Here is a 23,608-nt window from a genome sequence, read left to right on the forward strand (position 1 = left end):
CCACACCCCCCCCGGCTCTCGCGCCCCCCCAGCGCCCCCGCCCCCCCCGCGCGTTCCGGCAGCGTCCGGAGGCCGGGCGGGCGAGCGCGGGGCGGCTCCCGCGCAGCGCCGTTTCCCCCGCGCGCATGCCTGTGACCTGCGCGTCAATCGGACATTGATTCACTTTTGATCGACTGTGAGCACCTTGGATGGGGCCGCTCCACCGGCTGGCCCCGCCCGCCCCACGACGTCGTGAAGAGAGTCCCATGCCGATCCATCTACTGCCCCAGCCGTCCCCCTCCGTGCCCGAGCAGGCGGCGTCCGGGGTCGACACCCGGGGCGCGGCCGTGCCCGTGCGGGCCGTCGGTGAGGAGCCGGTGACGGCCCGCTTCGCCGGACTGCGGCTGGTGCACGCCGCGCTGCGCCGGGACCTCGCCCGGCTGCCCAACGCCCTGCGGCTGCTCCAGCCCGGCGAGGACGACGCCGGCGAGGCGCTGCTGCGGCACTGGAGCTTCGTGACCGCGATGCTGACCTGCCACCACGAGCAGCAGGACAGCCGGATCTGGCCGATCGTGCGCCGCTTCGCCCCCGAGCTGCGGCTGCTGCTCAACTGGCTGGAGGCGGACCACCACAACCTCGACCACTCGTTCACCCGGGTCACCACGCTGGTGCGGATCGCCAGCCGGGACACCGGCAGCGCCTGGCCGGTGGCGTACGCGATGGAGGACCTGGCGGCCCGGCTGGAGACGCACCTGCGGATCGAGGAGCGCCAGTTGCTGCCCCGGATGGAGCGGGTGGTCCCGGAGGGCTCCCGGCTCGGCGGCCTGGGCGAGCTGATGGACCTGCTGCGCTCGGCGGACGGCCCGGGGACGGCGGACGCGCTGGCCTGGCTGCTGGAGGGCGTGGAACCGGCGCTGGTGGAGCGGCTGTTGGCCGAGTGCGACGACGACGTGGCCCGCAACTGGCCGCACTGGCAGGCCACCTACCAGCGCTGCATGGCGCCGCTGTGGGGCCCGGCCGGTGCGCTGGGCAGCGACCTGGGCGGTGTCGCCGACTGACCGCCGGTCCTTTTCGCGGCCCGTCGATCTACGCGCGTGGCATACCCCTGAGGCATATGCCGAGCCTCTCCGGAATCCGCTACCCGCAGTTCCAACTCCCCTCGCCCCCTAGGGGATTGGACCCATCACCCTCGGGGTTGCGGCTGTTCGGGCGCTCCGGGGCCGGCCAGGGGGTGCGTACCGCCGACGGCCGATGGCGGGGCGCGTCCGGGCGCCTACCGTCGACGCCATGACCACAGCGAGCACCCCGAACTCCCACCGAACCCCTGCCCGGCGCCGTTTCGGGCCCGCCGTCCACCGCCGGGCGCTCCTCGCCGCCGGCGCCGTCCTGGCCCTCGGCGCCGGACTGACCGCCTGCGACGGCGGTGTCGCGCTCTGCCTCGACGACGACAGCTGCGACGTCGTCGTCCGCACCGACGGCACCGACGCCTTCAAGGCCCTCCAGGTCTTCGGCGGCGACCGCACCGTGAAGATGACGGTCGGCCACATCACCGACAGCACGGTCGAGGTGGCGGTCGGCGACGAACGGAAGACCGTCGGCAAGGACACCGAGACCGCCGTCGGCACGGCGAAGGTCACCCTGCGCAAGGCGGACAAGGGCGACCGCTACGCCGAACTGCACGTCACCCACGGCTGACACCGCCCGCCCGCCTGCCTGCCCGCCCGCCCGACGCCTCCCCGGCGCCCGCTCAGGCCGTACCGACCGGCCGGGGGTGCGGCTCAGTCAGAGGCGAGCCGGAACTCCAGGTTCCCGAACCGGACCTGGTCGCCCGGCCGGACCCGCACCCCGCCCGCGATCCGGCGCCCGTTCACATGCGTGCCGTTGGTCGAGCCCAGGTCGTACAGCACCCAGCCGCCGCCCTCGCGCCGCAGTTCGGCGTGCCGTCGGGAGACCGAGGCGTCGTGCAGCCGCAGCCCCGAGCCGGGAAACCGACCGATCGTCAACTGCCCTGCCCCGGTCTCCGGCAGGCTCAGCCCGGGCAGCCGTTCGGTGCGCCAGGCCCGGCGCAGCCGGTCTCCGAACGCGGAGACCCGGCCGACCGTCCGCAACAGGAAGCGCTCGACCGGGCTCCCGGTCGGCAGCCCGGTCATCGCCTCGTCCAACTCGCCCCGGCTGGTGGCGTGCAGGACGATCTCCATCCGGCCGAGGAAGGTGTCGTGCGACAGCCGTCCGCTGCCCGCTCCGTCCTTGAGCACCCCGAGCGCCTGGTCCCGTTCGGCGTCCGAGGGACGGACCGCGCCGGAGGGCCGGACGGCGCCGGTGCGGAACTCAGGAGACGTCATGGCCCGATTGTCGGCTCGGCCGGCTCGGACTGTCCAGATCACGCCGGGTGCCGGCGCACGGTGAGTACGTCACTGCACTCCAGACGCCCGGTGCGCCACCGCGGTTCCGGGCGGCCGGGTGCCTGGGTGCCGGGGTGGGCAGAGCGGGGGGGCAGGGGGTCAGCCCTTCCGGGCGGCCGCCAGGATCTTCTCGGTGGTGTGCAGGAACCGGGAGGTGACCGCACCTCGGTAGGCCTTGCCGAACAGTTCCCCGGTGACCCACTTGCCGTCCCGCAGGTGGACCACCACGTACGCGGCGCCCGGGTCGGCGCCGACCACCTCGTGGTCGCCCTTCGGCGAGAGACGGGGGACGGCGAGGTCGGCGGGCAGCGGCTCGGAGAGGAAGGCCACGACCAGCCGGACGTCGGGCGTCACCTCGACGCCCTTGAACGGCTCGGCGGCCAGCAGCGCGGCCACCTCGTCGACCGTCCGCAGCAGCGCGGGCACCGGGTAGCCGAGGGACCGCTCCAGGTGCTCCTCGATGCGCCGGGTGAGGGCGGCGCGGTCCGGCTCGTCGGTGGTGAAGAAGACGTTGCCGCTCTGGATGTAGGAGCGCACGCCCCCGAGCCCCAACTCGGCGAAGAGCGCCCGCAGTCGCTCCATCCGCACCGTCCGGCCGCCGACGTTGATCGCCCGCAGGAACGCGATGTACGTGGTCGTGGTGGTCACCCCGCCAGTCTGGCACCGGCCCCTGACACCCGGAGGTCGCCCCTGGCGCCCGGCGGTTGTCGGTGCCCGGTGCCAGACTGGCGCGATGGTCACCTGGCAGGATTTCGAGCAGCAGGCACCCGAGCTGGCCCCCCTCGTGCGGGCCCGGTTCGAAGCCGAGAAGCACCACGTCCTGGCGACGCTGCGCAAGGACGGTTCGCCCCGGGTGAGCGGTACGGAGGTCGGCTTCGTCGGCGCCGACCTGATGCTCGGGTCGATGTACGGCTCGGCCAAGGCGCGCGACCTCCAGCGGGACGCCCGCTTCGCGCTGCACGCCCACCCGGGGGACGAGACGATGGCCGGCGGGGACTCCAAGGTCTCCGGCCGCGCGGTCGAGATCACCGACGAGGCCGAACTGTCCGCCTACGCGGCCGATCTGCCCGAGCCGCCGCCGACCGCCTTTCACGCCTTCCGGCTGGACCTGGAGCAGGTGGTGCACACCGCCGTGGGGGAGGGCCACCTGTGGGTCCTCAACTGGCACCCGGGCCGGCCGGTGCAGCGGATCCAACTGCACTGACCGGCCCCGGACGTCTCGGACACGTCGGAGGCTCCGGACGCGGCGCTGCTACGGCAGGACGGACTTGACCGCCTCGGGGGTCCGGGCCACGACGGCGTGGCCGTCGTCCGCGGTGATGATCGGGCGCTGGATCAGGATCGGGTGCTCGGCCATCGCCGCGATCCAGCGATCCCGGTCCGCCGGCTCCCGGGTCCACTTCCGCATCCCCAGGTCCTTGGCGACCTGCTCGTCGATGCGGGTGATGTCCCACGGCTCCAGGCCCAGCCGCTCCAGTACCTGCTCCAGCTCGGCCGAGGTCGGCGGGTCCTCCAGGTAGCGCCGCACGGTGTACTCGGCCCCGACGGCCTCCAGCGCGCCGAGCGCCGACCGACACTTGCCGCAGCGCGGGTTGATCCAGATCTCCATATCGGCAACCCTACCGAGCCGCCCGACGGCCGGGCGCCAACCCGCCCGGCCCGGCGCCCCCGCCGGACGCGCACCCGGGCCGACGCCGGGCGAGCCCCCGGCCCGGCCCGGTACCCCCGCCGGACGGGAACTCCGCTGCACCCTCCGGTGGTTCACGCAGCAGGAACGTGGCCTCTGGGAGGGGAGCACCGGATGGACGGCGCGGCGATCATCGAGGAACTGCTGACCAGCGAGGGCCGGGCCGACCCGTACCCGCTGTACGCGCGGGCACATGCGCTGGGCGCGGCGGTGCCCGCCGGGCCGGACACCTTCCTGGTGACCGGACACACCGCGGCCGACAAGGTGCTGCGCACCCCCGCCTTCGCCGTCGCGACCGCCGACATGATGGCCGAGCTGACCCCGGAATTCGCCGAGCACCCGTCGATGGCGCTGTTCGGCCGCTCGATCCTGCAGCGCAACGCGCCCGACCACCCCCGGGTCCGCTCGCTGATCGCCTCGGTCTTCACCGCCCGTCGGGTGGCCGCGCTGCGCCCGGCGGTGGAGGCGGCGGTCGCCGGGCTGCTGGACGAGATGGCCGAGCAGGGCGCCGACGGCTCGCCGGTGGACTTCATGGACGCCTTCGCCTTCCGGCTGCCGGTCGGGGTGATCTGCGAACTGCTCGGCGTCCCCGCGCGGGACCGCTACCGCTTCCGCGACCTCGCCTCCGACCTCACCGTCGCCCTGGAGTTCATCGACGACCGCTCCGAGCTCACCAAGGCTGACCAGGCCGCCGACGAACTGGCCGGCTACTTCACCGAGCTGGCCGCCGAGCGCCTCGCCCGCCCGCAGGACGACCTGGTCACCGACCTGGCCCGGATCGCCGCCGACGACCCGGAGCGGCTGCCCGCCCGAGAGCTGCTGGCCAACCTGGTGCTGCTGCTGGTGGCCGGCTTCGAGACCACCACCAACCTGCTCGGCAACGGCCTGGCCCTGCTGTTCCGCCACCCGGAGGCGGCCGCCGGGCTGCGCAGCGGCGCGATCACCCCGGCAGGCTTCACCGACGAGGTGCTGCGCTTCGACTCCCCGGTCCAGCTCACCTCCCGGGTGGCGCTGGCCGAGGGGCTGGCCGTCGACGGGCTGCCCGTGCCGGTCGGCAACGTGGCGCTTCTGCTGCTCGGCGCGGCCAACCACGACCCGGCCCGGTACGACCGCCCGGAGGTGTTCGACCCGACCCGGCGGGACAGCCAGCCGCTGAGCTTCGGCGGCGGCCCGCACTACTGCCTGGGCGCCCAGCTGGCCCGGCTGGAGGCCGAGGTCGCGGTGCCCGCCCTGCTCGACCGCTTCCCCCGGCTGGCCCAAGGCGGCGTGCCGGTCCGGCGGGACCGCCTGGTCCTGCGCGGCTTCGAGACCCTGCCGGTGATCGTCCGCTGACGACCGTCTCGCCGCTGACCGCCCACCGACCCGCCCGCCCGTCGGCCGGGGCGGGGCGGGTTCCGTCACCGTCCGTCGACCGGCCCTGACGCCCCGCTTCCGGGCCCGGTCGGCCCCGGAAACCGGGACGTTCGGCCATTCGTGGCCGGGTCCTCCGTAGGAGAGCATGGAGGGACGAACCGGTCATACCGGACCGGTCGGGCAGGAGGACTCCACCGTGCCCGTAGCACCCCGCCCGGAGCATCCGGCGGCCGTGGAACCCCGGGCACCGCGCTGGGTGCCCTGGCTGCCGGTGCTCCTGTTGCTGCTCGACCTGGCCGCCGAGGCGATCGTCCCGGACGCGGTCGCGGCCGGCTTCCTGCTGACCGCGCTGCCCGTGGTGGCGGCGTTCAGCTACGGCCCGGCGCTGACCGCCACCACCACGGTCGGCGCCCTGGCGCTGCAACTGGTGCTGGCCGTGCGGGCGGGCCACATCAACGAGCAGCACCACGTCTGGGTCTACATCGCCACGCTGCTCTCCGGGGTGATGGGCACCGCCCTGTCCTGGCAGCGGACCCGGCAGAACCGCACCCTGCTGCACGCCCGTACCGTCGCCGAGACCCTGCAGCGCACCGTGCTGCGCCCGGTGCCCGAGCGGGCGGGCGGCCTGCGGGTGGCCGGCCTCTACCGCCCGGCCCAGGCCGAGGTCCTGGTCGGCGGGGACCTGTACGAGGTGTGCGACACCCGCTTCGGCGTCCGGGTGCTGCTCGGCGACGTCCGCGGCAAGGGCCTCGGCGCCGTCCGTACGGTGGCCGACGTGCTCGGCGCCTTCCGGGCGACCGCACACGACACCCCCGACCTGGTCGACCTCGCCGACCAGCTGGACCGTGCCGTCCTGCGCGACGCCGCCGACCGGGGCGACGACGAGCTGTTCGTCACCGCCGTCCTGCTGCAGTACCGGCCGGGCTCCGACTGCGTGGAGATCGTCAACCGGGGCCACACCACCCCGCTGCTGCTCGCCGAGCACACCATCACCCCGGTGTCCTGCGCGGACGAGCTCCCGCTCGGCCTCGCCCACCTCGGGCCCCCCGACGAGCGCGGCAAGCCGACCGCCGTCGCCCTGCCCCCGGGCCACACCGTCCTGCTCTACACCGACGGCGTGAGCGAGGCCCGCGACGCCACCGGCGCCTTCTACCCGCTGGCCCCCCGGCTGGCCGCCCTCGGCACCACCTCGCCCGACCGGCTGGTCTCCTTCCTGGCCCAGGACGTCCACGAGTACGCCGGCCTGCTCGCCGACGACCTCGCCGTCCTGGCGCTCACCCCGGAGCGCCCGTAGGCCTTCCCCGGGTGAACTCCCGCAGCCCGAGCCCCCGGTTCCAGCCCTGCCCGCCTGCCTGCCCGCCTCCGACAACGCGCCAGTGGCGCCGCTGGGGGCGGCGCCACTGGTGTCGGTCGGGTGTTCAGTTGCCCGTCGTCGGTGTCAGCTGTGTCGTCCGGGTCGGCGGTAGACCATCGCGCACAGCGCCACACCGCCCAGGACGGCGAGGGCGCCGAGGGCTGAGATCAACGCGTCGGGCGCCGAGCCGCCGGTGTTGGGCAGCGTCCCGCCGCTCGCCGACGGACTCGCGCTGTGGGTCGGGCCGGCGGTCGGGGTCGTACTGCCGGACGGGGTCGCGGTCGGCGAGGGAGACGTCGACGCGGTCGGCGACGGCGTCGGCGACGGCGAGGACGTCGGCGACGGGGAGGAGGTCGGGGAAGGGGACGGCGACGGGGACGGCGACCCGGTGGGGGTGGTCGGCAGGATCACGCCCATGTCGAGGTCGAGGTCGCGCTGCCCTCCGCTGAGCGTGACGGTCTGGGTGATGCCGGTGGCCGGGTCGGCGTCCGAGTCCTTGGCCGGATCGGTGCCGACGCCCCGCTTGGTGACGGTGGCGCCGTCGGGCAGGGTGGACAGGTCGAACTGCACCGCGTAGCTGCCGTCGGGCAGGTGGTCGAAGAGGTAGTGGCCGTTCTGGTCGGTCACCGTGGTGACCGGCTTGCCGTTCTTGTCGCGGACGGGCTGGCCGTTGCCGTCGAGCAGCTTCACCGTGACGCCGGCGATGCCCGGGTCGCCGGGCTTCTGGATGCCGGAGCCGTCCATGTCCTGCCAGACGAAGTCGCCGAGCGCGTTGTCGGAGGGCTTGGTCTGCTTGACGGCGACGCCGACCTTGGCCGGCTCGGCGGGCAGCAGCTGGCGGCCGCCGGCGTCGGTGGCGGTGAAGGCGAAGCTGTTCCAGGCGTACTCACCGTCGGGGGCGTCCACCGAGGCGACCATGGGCCAGGTCAGGGTGAAGGCCTCGCCGGAGGGCAGGCTGCCGGGGCGGCGGACCCGGAACCAGGTGGCCGTTCCCGGGCCGGGGAAGGTGCTGCTCCAGGTGGCGCTGCTGTTGCAGCCGGTCCGGTTGACCAGGGCGGCGTCGACGCACGGGTTGGGGTCGGTGGTGTACTCGATCACCACGGTCGGGTCGCTGGTGGTGATCGGCTGGCTCAGCGACGGCGTCCAGGCACTGCCGCGCGGAGCGTCCTGGGTGAGGACGTAGTTGTCGCCCGGGGTGGGGAGCTTGTCGTAGGCGATGAAGTCGGTGACCGGGTCGGGCGAGTCGTTGCGGACGGTCATCCGGTAGGAGATCCGGCCGCCGGGAGTGGCGCTGCCGATGCTGACGTAGTCGGCGTCCAGGTCGCCCATGACCTCCTTGTACGAGCGCAGCACGCTCGGCACGTCCACCTGGATCCGGGAGGAGTCGTGGCACATGAGCTCGGAGGTGTCGCCGTTGCCGTTGAGGTCCAGCAGGTCCGGGACGCCGCTGTCGGAGCCGGAGAACATGCAGGCGACCGGCGCGGTCGGCCGGTCGACGGTCACGTAGATGTCGTTGGTCAGCTCGCCGGAGCGGATGCTGCTGGCGACCTGGACGTCGAAGAGCATCCGGTAGGCCAGCGCGTCGTGCAGGTACATCATGTCGGGCGCGCCGGGCGGCCATTCCATCCGGACGATCTGGCGGCCGTCCGGGCCGGGGGTGACGGTGATCGACTGGGGGGCCTTGGCATCCGGGTAGGCCGGGTCGGGCCGGGCCGAGCCCTCGACGTAGACGACACCGGCCGGGAGCACGTCGTACAGCACGAGCGGGCGGGTCAGGTCGCGACCGCTGCGGTTGTACGGGATCACCTGGAAGGTCGCCATGCCGCCGGGTGCGGACAGCTCGCCGGCGACGGTGGTCTTGGCCGCGCCGAGGTTGGTCGCGGCGGTGACGGTGGTCGAGGCGCAGGCGTTGGCGGCGGAGGTGCTGGTGCCGTCGCCGGCGGTGGTGTCCAGACAGTTGGTCAGCGGGCTGGGGGCCGGGCGCCCGTCGTGGCCGGGGGTGACGACCTGGGCGATCACCTGCACCGAGTTGCCCGGGCTCCAACCGGTCGGGATGGGGCCGTCCCAGGTGAACCTGAGGCCGTCGAGCCGGCGGCCGGCCGGGATGCCCAGCTCGTCGCGGGCCGGGTCGCCGGCGCCCTGGACGAAGGTGATCCGGCGGGTGCTGGAGCCGTCCAACGGGCTGGACGGGCTGAAGGTCAGCCAGGTCGGGTCGCCGTCGAGGCGGTACTGCAGGGTGAGCCCGATGCTGGTCGGGTTCCACGGCTCCAGCTGGAGGGACTGCGGGAAGAGCCAGTTGTACAGGCCGTCGGTGGTGCCGGCGCCGGGGTCGGTCATGGTCAGGCTGGTGGCCGGGCCGGAGGTGTTGGTGGCCGACAGGCTGAAGGAGTTGATGTCACCGGAGGTGACGCCGTCGCGCCACACCTTGCTGGCGGTCACCATCACACCGGTGGCCGGGGGCCGGAACTGGCCGGTGGTGGTGCCGGCGGTGTCGAGCTTGCGCTCGGCGTCCGGCCCGATCGGGTCGCCGTACAGGTCCACGGTGTTGTCGGAGGTCGTCCCGTCCGGGAAGTCGGCCTCCGGGTAGTTGACGACCAGCACGCCCGGCAGCCGGCAGCCGCCGCGGCCGTTGCCGGAGCGGAACTCCCCGATGTCGTAGCCCCAGGTGTTGGGGCCGGGCGCGACCTGGCTCCAGCCGGGCGAGCGGCCGGTGTCCACCACGGCGCCGGGCGGCAGGGTGTCCAGCAGCCGGCTGGTGTCCAGGTCGACGTTGGGCACCAGGTCGGTGGCGCAGGCGCTGAACTGGTAGGTGACGGTGCGCCCGTCGCCGCTGGAGGTCTGGATGCCCTTGGTCACCGTGTACTGCGGCTGCACCTGGGCCTTGGTGTCGGCGGAGGCGGTCTGGCTGGGCTCACCGGTGGCCGTCATGGTGGCCGAGTTGGTGGAGGCCGCCCCGTCGGGGGTGGTGAAGTTCGGGTACTTCATCGTCACCGTGATGGTGGCGGTGGTGCCCGGACTGAGGTCCTTGAGCCTGATGTCCATGGCGCCGCCCATCGCCCCCGCGGCGGGCACGGTGGAGGCGGCCTGGTCCACCGACGAGGGGTCGGGCGTCCAGCCGACGAACTGCATGTTCGACGGCAGGGTGTCGGCGATCCGCCCGTTGGTGCACTCGGTGATGGAGCAGGTGTACCGGAGGGTGTAGGTGACGTTCTCCCCCGGGGAGGCGGTCGCCTTGTCGACGGTTTTGGTGAAAGAGATCGCGGCCTGGGCCGGCGGCGCCAGCACGCTGCTGCCGAGCAGCGAACCGGCCAGCAGGGCCAGCACCGAGGCGATCCGCCCGGTCCGGAAGTGAATGCGCATCTGGGAAGTTCATCCGACCGCCCGACCGTCCTTCCCCCGACGCAACGCACACCCCCCCACTTCCACCCGATCGGCCGCACCCGCCGACAGGGCCCCGCCGCGCCCGAGAAGAGCGCGACGGGGCCCTGAACAGGCTCCATGCCCGCACCGGCAACCGCGATTTAGAGGTCGCAGTTCTGATCGAACATGCCTCTGGCCTGCGGAAACAGTGGCCGCATGGAAGATCATTTCACAACCAGTGCACACGCGGGGGCTTCGACGGATGAGATGAGTCGAGAAGTGCGGGGCAGTGACGAGGGATCGCGTTGGCTGGTCGCTGCAGGGCGCTACGCAGTGCTACCGAACTTCGAACCGGCTCGTATGCGCCGTCCACATTGCTCGCGTCATCCAGTGCCTCTGTGTTGAGGCGAAACGCCGGAATGCCGACCTCTCGAGGGTGTCAACCGGGGGAGGTCGGCATCGGCGTTCTTGCCGCGGCGACCAGCGGCTCTGCTCGGTCCTGCTCGGTCCTACTCGGTCCGCAGCGCGGTGGCGGTCCGCGACCGGGCCGCCCAGCCGGCCGGCAGCAGTGCCCCGAGCAGGGCGATCACGATCCCGCCGGCCAGCAGGGGGATGAGCAGCCCGGCGGTGTAGGTGTGGGTCACGTTCGGCGGCAGGTGTCGGCCGATCGCGTTCCCCATCGGGTTCAGCGTCGCCTTCTCCACCGCGACCCCGAGCGGGACCCCGATCAGCCCGGCGATCAGGCCGGTGAGTGTCACCGAGGTCAGGACCATCGCGATGGTCTGCTTGGGTGTCATCCCGAGGGCCTTGAGGATCCCCAGGTCATGGACCCGCTCCCGGGTGTCCTGCACCACCATGCTCAGCACCCCGAGCGCGGCGACCGCGATCATCATCAGCGTGAGCGTGGCCACCAGGGCGCTCATGGTGAGCACCACGATGTTTTTGCCCGAGCTCGAGTTCGACTGGACCGAGGCGTTCAGCGGGGTCAGCGCGGCGGCGGCCGAGGTGGACCAGTCCGATCCGTTGACGTTGTCGGTCAGCTCGACGTTGAACTGGTCGATGTGCGGGGGCAGACCGGCGGCGGTGAAGGTGGCCGCATCCGTCATGACGGTGTAGTCGCCCTGGTTGGTGTCGAAGTTGATGCCGACGACCTTCAGCGGCAGTTGCTTGTTCTGCTGCGTCACGGTGACGTCGTCACCGACGTGGATCCCCGCCGTCGTGGCCAGCTTGTCGCCGACCACGGCCTCGCCGGGCGCCGAGTACCAGCGGCCGGACACCAGCTCCAGGTGCGTCCAGGAGAAGTCGCCGGTGACCGTGAACACCTTCGGCGGTTCGCCGCCGGGCGGAGCGCCGACCATGGCCGCGCCGCTTTCGCCCCAGCCGAACGCGGCCTTCGTGCCCGGGATTCCGGCGAGCGCGGCGGCCACCTTGGCGGCGTCCAGGTGCGGGGTGCGCGGGTCGTTGGGGCCGTAGAGACCCCAGGGCACGCCCACGTCGGCTGTGGGTATCGCGATCTCCGACGCGACGTTGAAGCCTGAGGTGCTGGCGTCCAGGTACTTGTTGAACCCGGTCCCCAGCCCCACCGCGAACGTGGCACTCACCACGCCGAACAGCACCGCCGTACCGACCAGGACGGCCCGGGCCGGCCGGGCGAACGGCTGGGCCAGCCCCAGCGACATGGCCCGGGGCAGCGGCAGCCGCGAGGCCAGACGCTGCGCCGCCTGACCGCCCCCGGCCTTGGGGGCGCGGCCGACCACCAGGGCCCGCACCGTCGACATCCGGCCGGCTCGCAGTGCCGGGATCAAAGCTGTGACGCCGACGGTCAGCAGGGTGCCCAGCGATACCACGGCGCTGACCCACAACGGAATCGTGGTACGGGCCGCGCCGAGCTGCTTGGTGGCCCCGTCCAGGATCGGCACAGCCAGGAGGTTGCCGAAAACCGTGCCGAGCACCACGCCGAGTGTCGCCGGGATCATGGCCTGCGCGGTGTAGGCGCGGGCCACCTGCGAAGGGGTGAAGCCCAACGACTTCAGAATCCCGATGCGCCGGATTCCCGAGGCCACAGCCCCGCTGACCACGATCGAGATGATCAGCACCGACATGAACAGCCCGAGGATCCCGAAGCCGATCAGGAACGGCACGTAGGCCTTGGCGTTGCCGGTCGTCTGCTGCTCCGTGGTCAGGTACGACTGTCCGCCCTCGACCGCACCGGCCGGCGCGGCGGCGGCCACCGCCTGCTTGTCGGTGGCGATGTCGGTGGCGGTCCCGGCCTCGGCGAACCGGTAGAGCATCTGCTCGTCGGACTTGGCACCGGCGGCGGTGAGCCGCGCGAAACCGTCGGCGGTGGCGAAGGCGGTCGCGCTGTCGGTCACCGAGCCGCCGAAGCCGACGACCTTGAACGACGGCTTGCCCGGCAGGGAGGAGAACACCACTGAACTGCCGAAGCAGTCGGTGGCATAGTGCTGCCACGGCAGGGCGATCTCGTCCGGGCTCGTCGGCCAGCGCCCCTGGGTCAGCGCCAGTTGGTCCATCCCGGAGGTGCTGCCCAGGTCGGGCCGGGTGGTGACGGTGATCGGATGGTTGTCAGTACCGGCGAAATCGTTCTTGGGGCAGTCCGTGCCGATGGTTGTGTCCAGGGCGGCGGCGACCGGGTACGGCCCGGCCGCCTCGGTGACGCCGGCGGCGTGCGCGGTGGCGGCGGCCTGCGCGGCCGTGACCTTCGAACTGTCGAACTGGACCGCCAGGTGCGCCCCGTTCCGGGCACTGAAAGCGTGCTCGAACGGGGCCTGCACGACAGTCAGCAGACCGAGGGAGAGTACTGAGGACGTCACCGCGGCGAACGTGGTCAGGGCCATGACGATGGACTGGACCCGACGGCGGCCCACGCCGGAACGTACGACCTTGCCCAGGGCGCTCACCGGACCGCTCCCGCCGAGCTGTTGACGGTGGCGCCGCCGGCGGTGTTGACCACGTCCCGCTCGACCGCGCCGTCCACCAACTCGATCGTGCGGCGCGCGGTGCTCGCGGCCAACTGCACGTCGTGGGTGACCAGCAGGATGGTCTGGCCATCGCTGTTCAGCTCCAGCAGCAGCTGGCGCACGTCCTCGGCCGAGCTCGAGTCCAGGGCGCCGGTCGGCTCATCGGCCAGCAGCAGCGCCGGCTCGTTCATCAGGGCCCTGGCCATCGCCACCCGCTGCCGTTGCCCGCCGGACAGCCGCTGCGGATAGGCATTGACATGCCGGTCGATGTCCAGCGAGCCGAGCAGCTCGACGGCCCGCCGCTGCGCTTCGCGCTTGCCCATCCCGGCCAGCTGTGCCGGAACCATGATGTTGTCCAATACGGTCAGGTCGTCCAGCAGGTTGAAGAACTGGAAGATCATGCCGATGGAGGCCCGGCGGTACTTCGCCGAACCGGCCTCGCCGAGCTGGTCGACGCGGGTGCCGTCGACGGTCACGGTGCCACTGGAAGGCTTGTCCAGACCCGCGATCAGGTTCAGCAGCGTGGACTTGCCACTGCCGGAATGGCCGAGGATCGCCACGCACTCACCAGCCGCCACGGACAAGGTGACGCCGGCCAGTGCGGGCGGGCCGTCGTCGTACTTCTTCGTCGCGTCGCGGAGGTCGATCATCGGTGCATTCGTCATGACCATGAACCTAGGAACGGACCACGATCCACCGCGTCGGCCGGCGGATGTCACCTCTTCCCAGGTCATCGGCCCGGGGGCGTATCCGGCGTACATCCCCGGGGCGACGCGCAGAGCCGATGCCACTGAATACGATCTCCGTATGGAACAGCTTCTCCAGCGTCTCTCGGCATCGAAGCGCGTGACCTGGCTGACGTCACAGGCCGTGGTACTCGCCACTGCCTGCTTGTACGCGCTGATGCTCCCCTTGACGATGCCGACCCCTGAGAACGGCCTGTTCCGGTTCCCCGACCTCGAGCCCGCCCAGATGATCGGTCTGTACATCGTGCTCGCCCTGCCGGTTCTGCTGGTGCGCCGCCTGCCGGCGGCGGTCTTCGCGGCGGTCCTGGGCGAAACAGTCCTCGGCGACGCCTTCGGCGCGCGGCCCTCGATCGTGTTCGTCCTGCTCGTCGGCTTGGGCGGGTACCTCGCCGTCCGGCGGCCGAAGGCTGCCGCCGTCGGCTCCGTCGCGGGCGTCGCGGCCGCGCTCGTCAACGACATCCACACCCGCGAGCAGTCCGTCAGCGACGCGGTCCAGTGGGCCGGGGGGTTCGCGTTGTGGTTCGCGGTCGCGTGGGTCTTCGGGGGCGTGTATCGCAAACGCCGTGAATACCTCGAAGCCCTGCAGGAGCAGACCGCGGCCCGCGTCGTCTTGGCCGAGCGGCTGCGGATCGCCCGCGAGCTGCACGACAGCGTCGCGCACAGCATCGGGATCATCACGGTGCTGTCGGGAGCGGCGGCGCGGGTCGTGGAGACCAAGCCCGAGCAGACGCGGCAGGCGCTGACCGGCATCGAGACCACCAGCCGGGAGACGCTGCTGGAGCTGCAGCGCATGCTCGGGGCGCTCCGCCGCGCCGAGCCGGATGACGCCATGCCGCAGGCCGCTCCGCTGGCGCCGGCCAGCAGCCTGGCCGACGTCCCGCAGCTCGCCGAACGCACGGCCGGCGCCGGGGTGCGGGTCCATGTGACCTGGCGGGGCGAGCGGCGTCCACTGCCGCCGGAGATCGAACTGTCGGCGTTCCGGATCGTCCAGGAGTCGGTGACGAACGTGGTGCGGCATTCCGGTGCGCGGACGTGCCGGGTCGCGGTCGGTTACGAGCCGGAAGGGGTGACGATCGAGGTGGTGGACGACGGGGACGACGGTCTCGGCGGGCCGGGCCGTCCGAGGTTCACGGCGGGGGCCGGCGGCAGCGGCTTCGGCCTGCTCGGCATGCGCGAGCGGGTGACGTTGCTGTCCGGCCAGTTCAGCGCGGGCCGGCGTTCGGAGGGCGGATTCCGGGTGGCTGCGAGGCTCCCGGCATGAGCGTGCGGGTGCTGCTGGTCGACGACCAGCCGCTGATGCTGGTCGGGCTCGGGATCCTGATCGGCGACACCGACGACCTGGAGGTGGTCGGCCAGGCCGGCGACGGCCGCGAGGCGGTGCGCCTGGTGCGTGAACTGCGGCCGGACGTCGTGGTGATGGACATCCGGATGCCGGATATGGACGGGATCGAGGCGACCCGGCAGGCGACCGCCGAACCGGACCCGCCCAAGGTCTTGGTGCTGACGACCTTCGACGACGACGAGTACGTCTACGGCGCACTGCGCGCCGGGGCCAGCGGATTCCTGCTCAAGAGCATGGCCCTGGACGCGATCCTGGGAGCGATCCGCGTGGTGGCCGCGGGCGACGCGCTGATCGCACCGAGCGTGACCCGACGGCTGATCGCGGACTTCGCCGGGACGTCCCGCCCCGCGGCCCCCGAACCGGACGCCGAGCCCGCTGCGGACCCACGTCTCCTCGCGGGGATCACCGACCGGGAGCGCGAGGTGCTGGCACTGGTCGGACAGGGACTGTCGAACACTGAGATAGCCGAGCGGCTGGTGATCAGCGCGGCGACCGCGAAGACGCATGTCGCGCGCCTGTTCGCCAAGCTCGAAGCCCGGGACCGCGTCCACCTGGCGATCGTCGCCTTCGAAGCCGGACTCATGCCGCGTAGACGGTAGGGACAGGATCAGAAGAACGAGGCGGCGCTGCCCGAGCCGCCGGCACTACACAGAACTCCTGCGGAGATCGAACCCAGTGCACTCTCATTTCACATCGCGAGCCCCAGGGGTGTCGCAGCCGACCCCTCTCCAGGCGTTTCCGCAGGTCAGAACCTTGTCTGACCTGCGGAAACGATGAGAGGTCGAACTGCGTTTCCGCAGGTCGGAGGAGCTTCTACAGGTCGTAGTACAGCTCGAACTCGTGGGGGTGCGGGCGGAGGGCGATGGGGGCGATCTCGTTGGTGCGCTTGAAGTCGATCCAGGTCTCGATCAGGTCCGGGGTGAAGACGTTGCCGGCGAGCAGGTACTCGTGGTCGGCTTCCAGGGCGTCGAGGACGGCCGGGAGGGAGGCGGGCACCTGCGGGACGTTGGCGTGCTCCTCGGGGGCCAGCTCGTAGAGGTCCTTGTCGACCGGCTCCAGCGGCTCGATCTTGTTGCGGATGCCGTCGAGGCCGGCCATCAGCATGGCGGCGAAGGCCAGGTACGGGTTGGAGGAGGGGTCGGGCGCGCGGAACTCGATGCGCTTGGCCTTGGCGTTGGAGCCGGTGATCGGGATGCGGATCGCGGCCGAGCGGTTGCGCTGGGAGTAGACGAGGTTGACCGGCGCCTCGAAGCCCGGGACCAGGCGGTGGTAGGAGTTCACCGACGGGTTGGTGAAGGCCAGCAGCGAGGGGGCGTGCCGGAGCAGGCCGCCAATGTAGTAGCGGGCGGTGTCGGAGAGGCCGGCGTAGCCCTGCTCGTCGTAGAAGAGCGGCGAGCCCTCGGTCCACAGCGACTGGTGGACGTGCATGCCCGAGCCGTTGTCGCCGAAGATCGGCTTGGGCATGAAGGTGGCCGTCTTGCCGTTGCGCCAGGCGACGTTCTTGATGATGTATTTGAACAGCATCAGGTCGTCGGCGGCGTGCAGCAGGGTGTTGAACTTGTAGTTGATCTCGGCCTGGCCGGCCGTGCCGACCTCGTGGTGCTGGCGCTCGACTTCGAGGCCGGACTTGGCCAGTTCGAGCGACATCTCGGCCCGCAGGTCGGCGAAGTGGTCCACCGGCGGGGTGGGGAAGTAGCCGCCCTTGTACTTGACCTTGTAGCCGCGGACGTCGCCCTCGGCGGCGCCGGAGTTCCAGGCGCCGGCCTCCGAGTCGATGTGGTAGAAGGACGCGTTGGCGCTGGTCTCGAAGCGGACCGAGTCGAAGACGTAGAACTCGGCCTCGGGCCCGAAGAACGCGGTGTCGGCGATGCCGGAGGAGGCGAGGTAAGCCTCGGCCTTCTTGGCGACGTTGCGCGGGTCGCGGCTGTAGGCCTCGCCGGTGACCGGGTCCTGGATGAAGAAGTTGATGTTGAGGTGCTTCTCGACCCGGAAGGGGTCGAGCCGAGCCGTGGCGAGGTCCGGGACCAGGGCCATGTCGGACTCGTGGATGGCCTGGAAGCCGCGGATCGACGAGCCGTCGAACATCAGGATCTCGGACGGGTCGAAGGTCGCCGCAGGTACGGAGAAGTGCTGCATGACGCCAGGCAGATCGCAGAAGCGGACATCGACGAACTTCACGTCGTTGTCCTGAATGAACTGCTTCACTTCGGCGGCGTTGTTGAACATCCATCCTCCTCGGCGTGCGAATGGGGCTCACCCTAAGAACGGGCCGTTTCCGGCCGGTGACCCGGCCGTTTCATAAATGTTAACCACGCCCGCCGATCGGGTGGCAAAGATGTACGGGACGGGGCAAAACGCACCGCCGTCAGGCTCGGCTCTCCACAAGTGGTCTGGACCACTTGGAAAGCTCCGGCGGCACGATTCACCCGCCCGTGGCGTTCGGGGGAGCCGGTGGCGGCGCGGACGGGTCGCCCGGTTAGTGTGGATTCGTGGACACCAGAGAAGCGTTGGGATCGTGGATCGACGGCCCGAAGGCGGCCGCCGAGAAGATGGGAGCCGACTTCGGCTTCCGCGGCGAGCGCCTCGGCCTGCCCAAGGAGGGCCCCGGCTCGATCGCGGGCCCGGGCCGCCGGATCGGCGCCCTGTTCGTGGACGGCTGGCTGGTCGCCCTGATCGCCTACGGGCTGATCGGCAAGGGCAGCCCGGCCGAGGCGAACCTGTGGACCAGCCCGCTCTACTTCCTGGTCGCGGCGGTGCTGCTCGCCACCACCGGGACGACCGTCGGCAAGCGGCTGTTCGGCCTCCGGGTGATCCGCCTGGACGGCGGCCGTGCGACCATCCCGCAGGTGCTGCTGCGCACCCTGCTGCTCTGCCTGGTGGTGCCGCCGCTGGTCTGGGACCGCGACACCCGCGGTCTGCACGACAAGGCGGTCGGCACCGTCGAGGTCCGGATCTAGTCCGGATCTGTCGAGGTCCGGATCCAGTCCGGAACCCAGCCTGGATCCAGGGCCGGACGGCCTTGCCGCACAACACTGAACGGCCCCGCTGCGGGATCTCCGCGGCGGGGCCGTTCAGTGTTGTGGTCGGGGGAGCGTCAGCGGGCCTGGCCGCCCTTGGGCATCCGGGCACCCTTGGGCATCGGGCCCTTGGGGATCGGCGCCTTGGAGAGCAGGTCGCCCAGGGCGCGCAGACGGTCGTTGGTCTCGGTGACCTGGGACGCGGTGATGGCGCGGGGCAGTCGCATCAGGTGGATCTGCAGCTTCTTGAGCGGGATCTCGCCCTCGCCGGTACCCACCACGATGTCGTGCACCGGCACGTCGCCGACGACCCGGGCCATCTTCTTCTTCTCGGAGGCCAGCAGCTGGCGCACCCGGTTCGGGTTGCCTTCGCCGATCAGCGCGATTCCGGCCCGGCCCACCGCGCGGTAGACCGCGTCCTGGTTGCGGGTGACCGCGACCGGGGTGGAGTTGGAGCTCCAGCCGCGTCGGATGTTGTTCAGCACCGCCGCAACGGCGCCCGGCTGCCCCTCCATCTGTCCGAACGCCGCGCGCTCGGCCCGGCGCCCGAAGACGATCGCCATGGCCAGGAAGGCCACGATGAAGCCCAGGATGCCCAGGTAGATCGGGTGGTCGATTGCGAAGCCGATGGCGAGGAACACGCCGAAGGTCAGCAGGCCGACGCCGGCGATGATCAGGCCGATCTTGGTGTCGACCTTCTTGGTCATGGTGTAAGCCAGGCGGATCTGCTTCAGTCGCCCGGGGTTCTCGGATGTTTCCCTCGCCATAACGCTCATGGTACGTGGCACGGGTACGGGATATCCAAGCCCGGGTACCCGTTCGCCTCGATCCGTGACTCGTGTGCCCTGTGCCGTCGCACACAGCGACCGTCGGCCGCGGCGAACGGCCCCCGGCGCGGCCGCGTCGAGAACGTCACCGTCGAGAACCGCTGAGAACCATCGAGAACCGCTGAGAACCGCTGAGAACCGTCGAGGACGTCACCGTCGTGGCGGTGACGTCGTCGCCGCCCGCGCGTCGTGTCGGCGGTCCGCCGCGTACCGGCGGTTCTCGCAGACCGCCGCCCAGGCGTTGCGCCGGGCCTGCTGCTGGCCACCCGCCAGCAGGACGCTCTCGGCGAGCCGCAGCGCGACCCCCACCGACCGGATGCGCATCCGCATGCCGAACAGCTCCCCTCGTGGCTGAGAAGAATCGAACGATCGCAACGAGTCCATCGTCACCATCCCGTGTTACCAGGCGGTGACCAGGCAGTCAAAGTGCGGTGAAACCGAAAGGGCGGAGCCGAGGCTCCGCCCTTCGCTCGCGCACCGGATGGCTCAAAAGCACCGGATCAGCAGGATCATCAGAATCTGCCGGCTCAATCAGCCCGGCCGACCCAGCCGACTCGGCCGACCCGGCCGGATCAACCGGATCAGACCGCGGCCTGCGCGCGCCGCTCCAGCGCCTGCCGGTACAGCCGCCCGGCCCGGTAGGAGGAGCGCACCAGCGGGCCCGACATGACCCCGGCGAAGCCCAGCTCCTCGGCCTCCTGCTGGAGCTCGACGAACTCGTGCGGCTTGACCCAGCGCTCCACCGGGTGGTGGCGCAGCGAGGGGCGCAGGTACTGGGTGATGGTGATCAGCTCGCAGCCGGCGCCGACGAGGTCGGCCAGCGCCTGGCTGACCTCCTCGCGGGTCTCGCCCATGCCGAGGATCAGGTTTGACTTGGTCACCAGCCCGGCCGCGCGGGCCTGGGTGATGACGTCGAGCGAGCGCTCGTAGCGGAAGGCCGGGCGGATCCGCTTGAAGATCCGCGGCACCGTCTCGACGTTGTGCGCGAGCACCTCGGGGCGGGAGGAGAAGACCTCGGCCAGCTGCTCGGGCACCGCGTTGAAGTCGGGGATCAGCAGCTCGACGCCGGTGCGGCCGCTCTCGCGGTCGGCGGTCAGCGCGTGCACCTGGCGCACGGTCTCGGCGTACAGCCAGGCGCCGCCGTCCGGCAGGTCGTCGCGGGCGACGCCGGTGATGGTGGCGTAGTTGAGGTCCATCGTGACGATGGACTCGGCGACCCGGCGCGGCTCGTCCCGGTCGAACTCGGCGGGCTTGCCGGTGTCGATCTGGCAGAAGTCGCAGCGGCGGGTGCACTGGTCGCCGCCGATGAGGAAGGTCGCCTCGCGGTCCTCCCAGCACTCGAAGATGTTGGGGCAGCCGGCTTCCTGGCAGACGGTGTGCAGCCCCTCCTTCTTCACCAGCGACTGGAGGGCGTTGTACTCCGGCCCCATCTTCGCGCGGGTCTTGATCCACTCGGGCTTCCGCTCGATGGGGGTCTCGCTGTTGCGGACCTCCAGGCGGAGCAGCTTCCTGCCGTCGGGCGCGACAGCGGACACGTGCGACTCCTAGAACTAGACGGGGTACCCCCAGGGTACGCCTGTGGTTGTAAGGCCTTCGCGCGGCCTGTTGCCCCGCAATCGCAGGGCAACAGCGCTACTGGCCGGTAGATTCCCGGGGGGCAATCCGGAGTGGGGCCCGGGGAAGAGCCCGGGCGAGGACCCGGGCCCGGGTCAGCGGGTGAGCGCGGGTTCGGGCAGCTCGGCGAACACGTCCGCCAGGTGCCGCTCGACCACCGGCAGCGCCTCGCCGACGGTGAAGTCGCGCCCCAGTTCGCCGGCGAGCGAGGCGACGCCGGCGTCCCGGATGCCGCACGGCACGATCCGGTCGAACCAGGTCATGTCGGGGTCACAGTTGAGCGCGAAGCCGTGCATGGTGACCCCGCGGGCGACCCGGACGCCGATCGCGGCGAGCTTGCGGTCGTCGCCGCGCTGGCCGGCGTTGGACGGCGCGTACTCGGGGCCGGCCAGCCGCGGGTCGATGCCCAGCGGCAGGCCCATCCGCAGGGTCAGCTTGCCGATGTCCACCACCTGCGCCGGGTCCACCACGGCGTCCGGGATGGAATCGCCCAGCACCCAGACGCCGCTGCGGCCCTCGACCCGGGTGGTGCCGACGCCGAACCCGGCGCAGGCGCGGATCAGCGCCTCCTCCAGCCGGCGGACGTAGGCGACCACGTCGATCGGGTCGGGCAGCTTGACGATGGGGTAGCCGACCAGCTGGCCGGGGCCGTGCCAGGTGATCTCCCCGCCGCGGTTGACCTCGACCACCGGGGTGCCGTCGAGCGGCAGGTCGGCGGGGTTGGTGCGCTTGCCCATCGTGTAGACGGGCTGGTGCTCCAGCAGCAGCACGGTGTCGGGGATCTCGTCCGCGACCCGCAGCGCGTGCAGGCGCTGCTGCTCCTCCCAGGCCTCCTGGTAGGCGATGGCGCCCTCGCCTGTCCCCATTCGAACGAAACGCACGTTCTCGCTCACCGCTGCCGCTCCTTGCCAGGCGTTCGAGACCAACCTCGCCACTGTACGCCCACGCCCGTGCGGGCGGTTCAGCCGCCCGTACGGCCTGTACGCACGGCTGAACCGCCCGCACGGGCGGCCCGTAGGGACCGCGCCCGCAAGGACCCGTTCAGCCCCCCGCCAGCAGTTGCAGCCGCAGCGCCAGCTGGAGTTCGAGCGAGCGCTCGGGGTGGTTCCAGTCCGGGCCGAGCAGCGCCTCGACCCGGTCCAGCCGCTGGACGACGGTGTTCACGTGGACGTGCAGTTCGTCCTTGGCGCGGGTGAGGCTGCCGCCGCAGTCGAAGTAGGCGCGCAGGGTGCGGACAAGTTCGGTGCCGCGGCGGGTGTCGTAGGCGAGCAGCGGGCCGAGCGCCGAGCCGACGAAGCCGTCCACGTCGTGCCCGTCGCCGAGCAGCACCCCGAGGAAGCCCAGCGCGCGGGCCGAGGCGCCCTCCCCGGCGCGGCCGAGCACCCGCAGCGCCCGGACGCAGCGCAGGCCCTCGGCGTACGAGGCGGCCAGCGCGGGCGGGCCGGCGGCCGGGCGGCCGGCGCCCACGGTGACGGGGAACCCGGCCAGCCGGGCCAGCCGCTCGGCGGCCTGCCGTGCGGCCTCCTCCGGGTCGCCGGCCTCCGGCACCAGCAGCACCACCGCCTCGCCGTGCTCGGCGCTGACGCCCCGGGAGCCGAACAGGTACCGCCGGGCGGCGCCGGCCAGCCGGCCGCGGTCGGGGACGGGGGGTCCGGCGGGTTCGGCCGGTTCGGCGACCAGGACCAGGTGCGGGCGGGCGAGGTCGACGCCGAGCCGGCGGCCGCGCGCGGTGAGCCCGGCCGGATCGCGGTCGGGGGCGGTGAGCAGGTCGGTGAGCAGTTCGCCGCGGACCCTGTTCTCGGTCTCGGCCACCGAGCGGCGCAGCAGCAGGAGCAGCGCGGTCACCACGCTGGCCCGCTCGAACAGCCGCCGGTCGGCGTCGTCGAGGCCGGGGCGTCCGCGCAGCACCAGGGTGCCGAGCGCGTCGTGCCCGGCCAGCACCGCGCATACCCACAGCTCGCCGTGCCGGACGGACCGCCCCTCGGCCCGGGACGCGGCGACCGCCTCCGCCAGTTCGCCGGCGGGTGCGGACCGCCCGGCCAGCGGCTCGCCCTCGGCGTCGAGGACGGCTATCTCGCCGCCCAGCAGGGTCGCGACGGCGGCGGCGACGTCCGGCACCTCGGCGCCGCGCAGCACCAGGTCGGTGAGCCGGTCGTGCGCCTGCTCGGCGCGCTGGACGGCGGCCGAGTGGGCGCGGACCAGTTCGTTGGCGCTGTTCAGTTCGGCGAGCGCGGCCCGGGTGTCGGCCAGCGACTTGGCGGTGTCCAGGGCGATCGCGGCGTGCGCGGCCAGCGTGCACAGCAGCGCCACCTCGTCGGGGGAGAAGGCGCGGGGCGAGCGGTCGGCGGCGAACAGCACCCCGATGACCTCGCCGCCGAGCAGCAGCGGCACCCCGATGATCGCCACCAGGCCCTCGTCGAGCACGCCCGCGTCGATCGTGCCGGTGTGGTGGAACCGTTCGTCGGTGCGGTAGTCGGGGGTGGCGTACGGGCGGGCGGTCTGCGCGACCAGGCCGCCCAGGCCGTGCCCGAGGCTGAGCCGCAGGGTCTGGAACAGGACGGAGACCGAGCCGTCGGTGACCCGCATGTAGGTGTCGCCCGCGGCCTCGTCCGGCAGGGTCAGGTACGCGGTGTCGGTGCCGAGCAGCATCCGGGCGCGGCGGACGATCGCCTGGAGCACGGTGTCCAGTTCCCGGGAGGCGGCGAGGTCCCCGGCGGTGTCGAAAAGGGCGGTCAACTCAGCCTCCCGGCGCCGGTGTTGACGCAGCGTGCGGTGCACCCGCAGGGCCTGCCAGGTGGCGTCGTCGATCTCGGCGAGGACGGCGGCCGGCGCCCCGCGGCGGCGGGCGTCGGCCAGCACGTCGGCGAAGTCCTCGGTGGCGGCGCCGGAGGCGAGCAGGTCGAGCAGCCGCCGCAGCGCGGGCGCGGCGCTTTCGTGAGGGTGGTTCAT

The 23,608-nt window shown here is 72.1% G+C and carries 20 protein-coding genes; 8 read left to right on the forward strand and 12 right to left on the reverse strand.

All coding sequences use genetic code 11. The features are described from left to right. The first annotated feature begins 245 nt into the window (after nucleotides 1-245). Together ACFV6D_RS00005 and ACFV6D_RS00010 are read left to right on the forward strand one after the other, a co-directional pair. Complete coding sequence (locus ACFV6D_RS00005; protein WP_380557244.1) at nucleotides 246-1,037, forward strand: hemerythrin domain-containing protein; 792 nt, start codon at nucleotides 246-248, stop codon at nucleotides 1,035-1,037. Between the two features lie 229 nt (nucleotides 1,038-1,266). Continuing rightward, a complete protein-coding gene (locus tag ACFV6D_RS00010; RefSeq protein ID WP_380493887.1) occupies nucleotides 1,267-1,674 on the forward strand; it encodes a hypothetical protein in 408 nt (135 codons plus the stop codon). Between the two features lie 83 nt (nucleotides 1,675-1,757). Here ACFV6D_RS00010 and ACFV6D_RS00015 read toward each other — a convergent pair whose 3' ends face one another. Together ACFV6D_RS00015 and ACFV6D_RS00020 are read right to left on the reverse strand one after the other, a co-directional pair. Further along, nucleotides 1,758-2,321: a DUF1707 and FHA domain-containing protein gene (locus ACFV6D_RS00015; protein ID WP_063347333.1), complete on the reverse strand. Its 564-nt coding sequence runs from the start codon at nucleotides 2,319-2,321 to the stop codon at nucleotides 1,758-1,760. 159 nt (nucleotides 2,322-2,480) lie between these two features. After that, complete coding sequence (locus tag ACFV6D_RS00020) at nucleotides 2,481-3,029, reverse strand: DUF1697 domain-containing protein (protein WP_244293337.1); 549 nt, start codon at nucleotides 3,027-3,029, stop codon at nucleotides 2,481-2,483. 85 nt (nucleotides 3,030-3,114) lie between these two features. Between ACFV6D_RS00020 and ACFV6D_RS00025 the strand changes: the two genes are divergently transcribed. Beyond that, nucleotides 3,115-3,585, forward strand: coding sequence for a pyridoxamine 5'-phosphate oxidase family protein (locus ACFV6D_RS00025; protein WP_380374633.1), 471 nt, complete (start codon nucleotides 3,115-3,117; stop codon nucleotides 3,583-3,585). A 48-nt stretch (nucleotides 3,586-3,633) separates the two neighbouring features. Here the strand turns inward: ACFV6D_RS00025 and ACFV6D_RS00030 are convergent, their stop codons facing one another. Then, entirely contained in the window at nucleotides 3,634-3,990 is a 357-nt protein-coding gene (locus ACFV6D_RS00030) for an arsenate reductase family protein (RefSeq protein ID WP_063347331.1), read from the reverse strand. Nucleotides 3,991-4,182: 192 nt separating this feature from the next. Between ACFV6D_RS00030 and ACFV6D_RS00035 the strand changes: the two genes are divergently transcribed. Together ACFV6D_RS00035 and ACFV6D_RS00040 are read left to right on the forward strand one after the other, a co-directional pair. Beyond that, on the forward strand, nucleotides 4,183-5,400 hold the full coding sequence (locus tag ACFV6D_RS00035) for a cytochrome P450 (protein ID WP_380557247.1): 1,218 nt from the start codon (nucleotides 4,183-4,185) through the stop codon (nucleotides 5,398-5,400). 217 nt (nucleotides 5,401-5,617) lie between these two features. Next, entirely contained in the window at nucleotides 5,618-6,715 is a 1,098-nt protein-coding gene (locus ACFV6D_RS00040) for a PP2C family protein-serine/threonine phosphatase (RefSeq protein WP_380336636.1), read from the forward strand. 144 nt (nucleotides 6,716-6,859) lie between these two features. On the opposite strand, the gene ACFV6D_RS00045 is transcribed toward ACFV6D_RS00040, so the two are convergent. From ACFV6D_RS00045 to ACFV6D_RS00055, 3 genes are all read right to left on the reverse strand, one after another. Next, the gene (locus ACFV6D_RS00045; protein WP_380557250.1) at nucleotides 6,860-10,135 is read right to left on the reverse strand and encodes an SdrD B-like domain-containing protein; all 3,276 of its coding nucleotides are present in this window, start codon (nucleotides 10,133-10,135) and stop codon (nucleotides 6,860-6,862) included. A gap of 509 nt (nucleotides 10,136-10,644) precedes the next feature. After that, the gene (locus ACFV6D_RS00050; protein ID WP_380557253.1) at nucleotides 10,645-12,990 is read right to left on the reverse strand and encodes an ABC transporter permease; all 2,346 of its coding nucleotides are present in this window, start codon (nucleotides 12,988-12,990) and stop codon (nucleotides 10,645-10,647) included. A gap of 59 nt (nucleotides 12,991-13,049) precedes the next feature. Continuing rightward, on the reverse strand, nucleotides 13,050-13,778 hold the full coding sequence (locus ACFV6D_RS00055; RefSeq protein ID WP_063347326.1) for an ABC transporter ATP-binding protein: 729 nt from the start codon (nucleotides 13,776-13,778) through the stop codon (nucleotides 13,050-13,052). A gap of 142 nt (nucleotides 13,779-13,920) precedes the next feature. On the opposite strand from ACFV6D_RS00055, the gene ACFV6D_RS00060 reads away from it, so the two are divergent. Continuing rightward, entirely contained in the window at nucleotides 13,921-15,120 is a 1,200-nt protein-coding gene (locus tag ACFV6D_RS00060) for a sensor histidine kinase (RefSeq protein ID WP_208869065.1), read from the forward strand. Further along, complete coding sequence (locus ACFV6D_RS00065; protein WP_380423223.1) at nucleotides 15,117-15,800, forward strand: response regulator; 684 nt, start codon at nucleotides 15,117-15,119, stop codon at nucleotides 15,798-15,800. The genes ACFV6D_RS00060 and ACFV6D_RS00065 overlap by 4 nt, the downstream gene beginning before the upstream one ends. A 214-nt stretch (nucleotides 15,801-16,014) precedes the next feature. On the opposite strand, the gene glnA is transcribed toward ACFV6D_RS00065, so the two are convergent. Further along, nucleotides 16,015-17,427: a type I glutamate--ammonia ligase gene (gene glnA / locus ACFV6D_RS00070; RefSeq protein WP_063347323.1), complete on the reverse strand. Its 1,413-nt coding sequence runs from the start codon at nucleotides 17,425-17,427 to the stop codon at nucleotides 16,015-16,017. Between the two features lie 263 nt (nucleotides 17,428-17,690). On the opposite strand from glnA, the gene ACFV6D_RS00075 reads away from it, so the two are divergent. Then, a complete protein-coding gene (locus ACFV6D_RS00075) occupies nucleotides 17,691-18,158 on the forward strand; it encodes an RDD family protein (RefSeq protein WP_350885262.1) in 468 nt (155 codons plus the stop codon). A 137-nt stretch (nucleotides 18,159-18,295) separates the two neighbouring features. On the opposite strand, the gene ACFV6D_RS00080 is transcribed toward ACFV6D_RS00075, so the two are convergent. The 5 genes from ACFV6D_RS00080 to ACFV6D_RS00100 all read right to left on the reverse strand — a co-directional run bounded on the left by ACFV6D_RS00080 (nucleotide 18,296) and on the right by ACFV6D_RS00100 (nucleotide 23,608). Continuing rightward, nucleotides 18,296-18,985 (reverse strand): DUF4191 domain-containing protein, encoded by a 690-nt coding sequence (locus ACFV6D_RS00080; protein ID WP_063347321.1) that lies wholly within the window; start codon nucleotides 18,983-18,985, stop codon nucleotides 18,296-18,298. Between the two features lie 210 nt (nucleotides 18,986-19,195). Further along, a complete protein-coding gene (locus tag ACFV6D_RS00085; protein ID WP_063351061.1) occupies nucleotides 19,196-19,375 on the reverse strand; it encodes a hypothetical protein in 180 nt (59 codons plus the stop codon). Between the two features lie 251 nt (nucleotides 19,376-19,626). Further along, nucleotides 19,627-20,580, reverse strand: coding sequence for a lipoyl synthase (lipA, locus tag ACFV6D_RS00090; protein ID WP_063347320.1), 954 nt, complete (start codon nucleotides 20,578-20,580; stop codon nucleotides 19,627-19,629). Between the two features lie 174 nt (nucleotides 20,581-20,754). Continuing rightward, nucleotides 20,755-21,525 (reverse strand): lipoyl(octanoyl) transferase LipB, encoded by a 771-nt coding sequence (gene lipB / locus ACFV6D_RS00095; protein ID WP_063347319.1) that lies wholly within the window; start codon nucleotides 21,523-21,525, stop codon nucleotides 20,755-20,757. Between the two features lie 175 nt (nucleotides 21,526-21,700). Then, nucleotides 21,701-23,608, reverse strand: coding sequence for a GAF domain-containing protein (locus tag ACFV6D_RS00100; protein WP_063347318.1), 1,908 nt, complete (start codon nucleotides 23,606-23,608; stop codon nucleotides 21,701-21,703).

It is taken from the genome of Kitasatospora sp. NPDC059812 (genome assembly GCF_042732075.1).
Classification (GTDB): domain Bacteria; phylum Actinomycetota; class Actinomycetes; order Streptomycetales; family Streptomycetaceae; genus Kitasatospora.

Coding starts and splice junctions, on each gene's coding strand:
- ACFV6D_RS00005 (WP_380557244.1), top strand. CDS start 246: ATGCCGATCCATCTACTGCCCCAGCCGTCCCCCTCCGTGCCCGAGCAG.
- ACFV6D_RS00010 (WP_380493887.1), top strand. CDS start 1,267: ATGACCACAGCGAGCACCCCGAACTCCCACCGAACCCCTGCCCGGCGC.
- ACFV6D_RS00015 (WP_063347333.1), bottom strand. CDS start 2,321: ATGACGTCTCCTGAGTTCCGCACCGGCGCCGTCCGGCCCTCCGGCGCG.
- ACFV6D_RS00025 (WP_380374633.1), top strand. CDS start 3,115: ATGGTCACCTGGCAGGATTTCGAGCAGCAGGCACCCGAGCTGGCCCCC.
- ACFV6D_RS00030 (WP_063347331.1), bottom strand. CDS start 3,990: ATGGAGATCTGGATCAACCCGCGCTGCGGCAAGTGTCGGTCGGCGCTC.
- ACFV6D_RS00035 (WP_380557247.1), top strand. CDS start 4,183: ATGGACGGCGCGGCGATCATCGAGGAACTGCTGACCAGCGAGGGCCGG.
- ACFV6D_RS00045 (WP_380557250.1), bottom strand. CDS start 10,135: ATGCGCATTCACTTCCGGACCGGGCGGATCGCCTCGGTGCTGGCCCTG.
- ACFV6D_RS00050 (WP_380557253.1), bottom strand. CDS start 12,990: ATGGCCCTGACCACGTTCGCCGCGGTGACGTCCTCAGTACTCTCCCTC.
- ACFV6D_RS00055 (WP_063347326.1), bottom strand. CDS start 13,778: ATGACGAATGCACCGATGATCGACCTCCGCGACGCGACGAAGAAGTAC.
- ACFV6D_RS00060 (WP_208869065.1), top strand. CDS start 13,921: ATGGAACAGCTTCTCCAGCGTCTCTCGGCATCGAAGCGCGTGACCTGG.
- ACFV6D_RS00065 (WP_380423223.1), top strand. CDS start 15,117: ATGAGCGTGCGGGTGCTGCTGGTCGACGACCAGCCGCTGATGCTGGTC.
- glnA (WP_063347323.1), bottom strand. CDS start 17,427: ATGTTCAACAACGCCGCCGAAGTGAAGCAGTTCATTCAGGACAACGAC.
- ACFV6D_RS00080 (WP_063347321.1), bottom strand. CDS start 18,985: ATGGCGAGGGAAACATCCGAGAACCCCGGGCGACTGAAGCAGATCCGC.
- ACFV6D_RS00085 (WP_063351061.1), bottom strand. CDS start 19,375: ATGCGGATGCGCATCCGGTCGGTGGGGGTCGCGCTGCGGCTCGCCGAG.
- lipB (WP_063347319.1), bottom strand. CDS start 21,525: ATGGGGACAGGCGAGGGCGCCATCGCCTACCAGGAGGCCTGGGAGGAG.
- ACFV6D_RS00100 (WP_063347318.1), bottom strand. CDS start 23,608: ATGAACCACCCTCACGAAAGCGCCGCGCCCGCGCTGCGGCGGCTGCTC.